Here is a 4,403-nt window from a genome sequence, read left to right as displayed (position 1 = left end):
GCTACATCCCGGGCGCGGGCGTCGCCGCGGACTGACCGCTACTCGGGGTCGGCGATGTCGGCCACGGTCGCGTCGAACGCGCGCACCAGGTCGTCGGCGTCGACGAACATGCTGCGGCCGTGCTCACCGGCGCCCATCGACACGCGACGGCCGGGGATGGTCGCGTCGACCACGACCGGCCAGGCCGTGGTCGAGCCGAGCGGCGTGATGGTGCCGCGCTCATAGCCCGTGGCCGCGAGCGCGAGCGTGGCATCCGGCAGCTGGAGCTTGTTGACGCCGAGCAGCCCGCGCAGCTTCGGCCACGAGATCTTCCGGCCGCCGGGCACCAGCGCGAACACGTAGGTGTCGTCGCTGCGCTTCACGACGAGCGACTTCACGATGTCGGCCGGGGTGATGCCGAGCAGGTCGGCGGCCTCCTCGAGGCTGCGAGCGGCGGGGCGTTCGATGATCTCGACCTCGAGGCCGCGCGCCGCGGCATCCGCTCGCACCCGATCCGCACCAGTGAGCCCGCCGTCGACCATGTCGTCCTCCACACCTCGTCCTCCTCGGATCCTAGGCGCGCTCGGCGCTCACGGGCGAAGCCGACCGGAACTCTGGGAGAATCGACGGTGATGCCCACTTCAGACACGCTTCCCGCGGCCCCGCTCACGATCGGCGGGATCGAACTCGACGTCCCCGTCGTGCTGGCCCCGATGGCCGGCATCACGAACACGGCGTTCCGCCGGCTCTGCCGCGAGTTCGGCGCCGGACTCTACGTGAGCGAGATGATCACGTCTCGCGCGCTCGTCGAGCGCACCCCCGAGTCGATGCGGCTCATCACGCACCACGAGTCCGAGACGCCGCGGTCGATCCAGCTCTACGGCGTCGACCCGAAGACCGTGGCCGAGGCGGTCACCATGCTCGTCGCCGAAGACCGGGCCGACCACATCGACCTGAACTTCGGATGCCCCGTGCCGAAGGTCACCCGCAAGGGCGGGGGAGCCGCCCTCCCGTGGAAGCGCGGGCTGTTCCGCGACATCGTCGAGGGCGCCGTGCGCGCTGCCGGCGACATCCCCCTCACGGTGAAGATGCGCAAGGGCATCGACGCCGACCACCTCACCTACCTCGAGGCGGGCCGCATCGCCGAGGGCGCCGGGGTCGCCTCGATCGCCCTGCACGCCCGCACGGCGGCCGAGTTCTACTCGGGCGAGGCCGACTGGTCGGCCATCGCCGAGCTCAAGCAGACGGTCACGAGCGTGCCAGTGCTCGGCAACGGCGACATCTGGTCGGCCGTCGATGCGCTCCGCATGGTCGCCGAGACCGGATGCGACGGGGTGGTCGTCGGGCGCGGATGCCTCGGCCGGCCGTGGCTGTTCGGTGATCTGGCGGCGGCGTTCCGCGGCGAGTCGGCCACTGCGCATCCGTCGCTCGGCGAGGTGGCGCAGACCTTCCGGCGGCACGCCGAGCTCCTCACCGAGTTCTTCGACAGCGAGGAGCGGGGCTGCCGCGACATCCGCAAGCACGTGGCCTGGTACTTCAAGGGATACCCGGTCGGCGGCGAACTGCGGGCGAAGCTCGCCACGGTCGAGTCGCTCGCGCAGCTCGACGACCTGCTCGGCACGCTCGACTGGTCGATGCCCTACCCGGGCGAAGGCGCCGAAGGACCGCGTGGGCGCGCGGGCACGCCGAAGAATCCGTCGCTTCCCGAGGGGTGGCTCGACTCGCAGGAGCTCGCCGGCCACGACCGCACGACGCTCGTCGACGCCGAGCTCGACACGAGCGGCGGCTGACGTGCGCGATCGACTGTTCGGCGGCTACGACGACGCCGACACCGAACGCCTGCTGCCCGAGGAGCACACGAACCGGCGCAGCGACTTCGCGCGCGACCGGGCGCGTCTGCTGCACTCGAGCGCGCTGCGGCGACTCGCGGCCAAGACACAGGTGCTGAGCCCCACGGCCGGCCTCGACTTCGCCCGCAACCGCCTCACCCACTCGCTCGAGGTCGCCCAGGTCGGCCGCGAGCTCGCCACGAGCCTCGGCCTCGATCCCGACGTCGTGGACACGGCCTGCCTCGCCCACGACCTGGGCCATCCGCCCTTCGGGCACAACGGCGAGCGCGCCCTCAACACCTGGGCCGCCGACATCGGCGGTTTCGAGGGCAACGCGCAGACCCTGCGCATCCTCACGCGCCTGGAGCCGAAGGTCTTCGACGCCGACGGTCGCAGCTACGGGCTGAACCTCACCCGCGCCAGCCTCGATGCGAGCTGCAAGTACCCGTGGCCCGAGGCGACGTCCGTCGCCGATCCCAGCGGTCGGGCGAAGTTCGGCTTCTACCGCGACGACGTCGCCGTCTTCGAGTGGATGCGAGCCGGGGCCCCCGAGCGTCGGCTGTGCATCGAGGCGCAGGTCATGGACCTCTCCGACGACATCGCCTACTCCGTGCACGACTTCGAGGACGCGATCGTGAACGGCTATGTCGACGTGGCCGCGCTCGGAGCCCGCGTCGACCATGACGCGCTCGTCTCGTCGATGTACGAGTGGATCGGCGGCGCCATCACCCACGATGAGCTCATCGCCGCGTTCGACCGGCTCGACTCCCTCGACGGCTGGCTCGACACGTGGAGCGGCAGCCGCCTCGAGCAGGGGCGGCTGAAGAACCTCACGAGCCAGCTCATCGGCCGCTTCGCGCACGCCGCCACCGACGCGACGCGGTCGGCCTTCCCGCTTGCGAGCCTCATCCGGTTCGACGCCGACGTGGTCGTGCCTCGTGAGATCCAGGCCGAGATCGCCGTGCTCAAGGGCATCGTCGCCGCGTTCGTCATGTCGAGGAACACCCGGCAGCCGATCTACACGCAGCAGCGCCAGGTGCTCACGTCGCTCGCCGACCTGCTCCACGAGACGGGCGACCGGCACCTCGATCCGGGCTTCGCCGCCGACTGGCGTGAGGCCGGCGACGACGACGCCCGCAAGCGAGCCATCGTCGACCAGGTCGCGAGCCTCACCGACCAGTCCGCACTCGCCTGGTACGAGCGGCTCGTCCAACGGTGAGCGCCGCACCGCGGTGCGGCGTCCCGTGCGGCGGCATGTCCGCAACCGGCCTCCGCCGCTCGCGGGCGAACTAGGATGAGAGCCATGGCGGGCCGCATTCGACAGAGCGATGTCGAAGAGGTCAAGGCCCGCACCAACATCGCCGACATCGTCGGCGAGCACGTCAGCCTCAAGTCCGCCGGCGTCGGCTCCCTGAAGGGCCTGTGCCCCTTCCACGACGAGCGCAGCCCGAGCTTCCACGTGCGACCGCAGCTGGGCTACTACCACTGCTTCGGATGCGGCGAATCGGGTGATGTCTACTCGTTCCTGCAGCGCATGGACCACGTCTCGTTCACCGAGGCGGTCGAACGTCTCGCCGGCCGCGTGGGCCTCGAGCTGCACTACGAGGACGGCGGCCAGGCGTCCGACCACGGCAACCGCGCCCGGCTGCTCGCGGCCAACCAGGCCGCCGCCGAGTTCTTCGTCGAGCGACTGGGTGCACCCGACGCCGAGGTCGGACGCCGGTTCCTCGGGGAGCGCGGGTTCGACGCCGAGGCGGCACGCCGATTCGGCGTGGGCTTCGCGCCCAAGAGCTGGGACGCGCTCACCGACCACCTCAAGGGGCGGGGGTTCACGACCGAGGAGCTCGCGGCATCCGGACTCGTCTCCCAGGGCGACCGAGGCGTCTACGACCGGTTCCGCGGCCGGCTCGTCTGGCCGATCCGCGACGTGACCGGGCAGACCGTGGGCTTCGGCGCGCGCCGACTCCTCGACGACGACCAGGGCCCGAAGTACCTCAACACCCCCGAGACGGCGATCTACCACAAGGCGCAGGTGCTCTACGGACTCGACCTCGCCAAGCGCGACATCGCCAAGACGCACCGGGTCGTGGTCGTCGAGGGCTACACCGACGTGATGGCCTGCCACCTCGCCGGGGTGACGACGGCGATCGCGACGTGCGGCACGTCGTTCGGCGTCGATCACATCAAGGTGCTGCGGCGGGTCCTCGGCGACGACTCCGGCATCGGCGAGGTCGTGTTCACGTTCGACGGTGATGCGGCCGGGCAGCAGGCGGCCATGCGCGCCTTCGCCGAGGAGCAGCGCTTCGCGGCGCAGACGTTCGTGGCCGTCGCGCCCGACGGGCTCGACCCGTGCGACCTGCGACTCGCGCGCGGCGACGCCGCGGTGCGCTCGCTCGTCGACACGCGCACCCCGATGTTCGAGTTCGTGATCCGCCACACGGTCGCCCGCTACGACCTCGAGACCGTCGAGGGGCGCGTGCGTGTACAACCGTGCCGACGAGGCGACCATGCACATGGTCGAGGACGCCGAGGTCGAGGAGGGGGCCCGCGCCATCGGCTTCGGCCTCGACGTCCCCGGACCCAGCGACTTCGGCG

4 protein-coding genes are annotated in these 4,403 nt (G+C 71.2%); 3 read left to right on the top strand and 1 reads right to left on the bottom strand.

The genetic code is table 11. The features are described 5' to 3' along the window. Positions 1 to 38: 38 nt before the first annotated feature. Positions 39 to 521: an aminoacyl-tRNA deacylase gene (locus GH736_RS17955; protein ID WP_159605759.1), complete on the bottom strand. Its 483-nt coding sequence runs from the start codon at positions 519 to 521 to the stop codon at positions 39 to 41. A 90-nt stretch (positions 522 to 611) separates the two neighbouring features. On the opposite strand from GH736_RS17955, the gene dusB reads away from it, so the two are divergent. From dusB to dnaG, 3 genes are all read left to right on the top strand, one after another. Further along, a complete protein-coding gene (dusB, locus tag GH736_RS17950; protein ID WP_159605757.1) occupies positions 612 to 1,769 on the top strand; it encodes a tRNA dihydrouridine synthase DusB in 1,158 nt (385 codons plus the stop codon). A gap of 1 nt (position 1,770) precedes the next feature. Next, positions 1,771 to 3,027 carry a deoxyguanosinetriphosphate triphosphohydrolase gene (locus GH736_RS17945; RefSeq protein WP_159605755.1) on the top strand — a complete coding sequence of 419 codons (1,257 nt, stop codon included), beginning with the start codon at positions 1,771 to 1,773 and terminating at the stop codon, positions 3,025 to 3,027. An 84-nt stretch (positions 3,028 to 3,111) separates the two neighbouring features. Beyond that, on the top strand, positions 3,112 to 4,403 hold a 1,292-nt coding region (gene dnaG, locus GH736_RS17940; RefSeq protein ID WP_159605754.1), incomplete at its 3' end, for a DNA primase.

The sequence above is a fragment of the Agromyces humi genome, assembly GCF_009720255.1.
GTDB lineage: Bacteria > Actinomycetota > Actinomycetes > Actinomycetales > Microbacteriaceae > Agromyces > Agromyces humi.
This window is presented reverse-complemented; position numbering and strand designations above follow the sequence as displayed.

What these genes read in the sequence shown, in the direction of transcription:
- GH736_RS17955 (WP_159605759.1), bottom strand. Translation starts at nt 521, where the DNA reads ATGGTCGACGGCGGGCTCACTGGTGCGGATCGGGTGCGAGCGGATGCC.
- dusB (WP_159605757.1), top strand. Translation starts at nt 612, where the DNA reads ATGCCCACTTCAGACACGCTTCCCGCGGCCCCGCTCACGATCGGCGGG.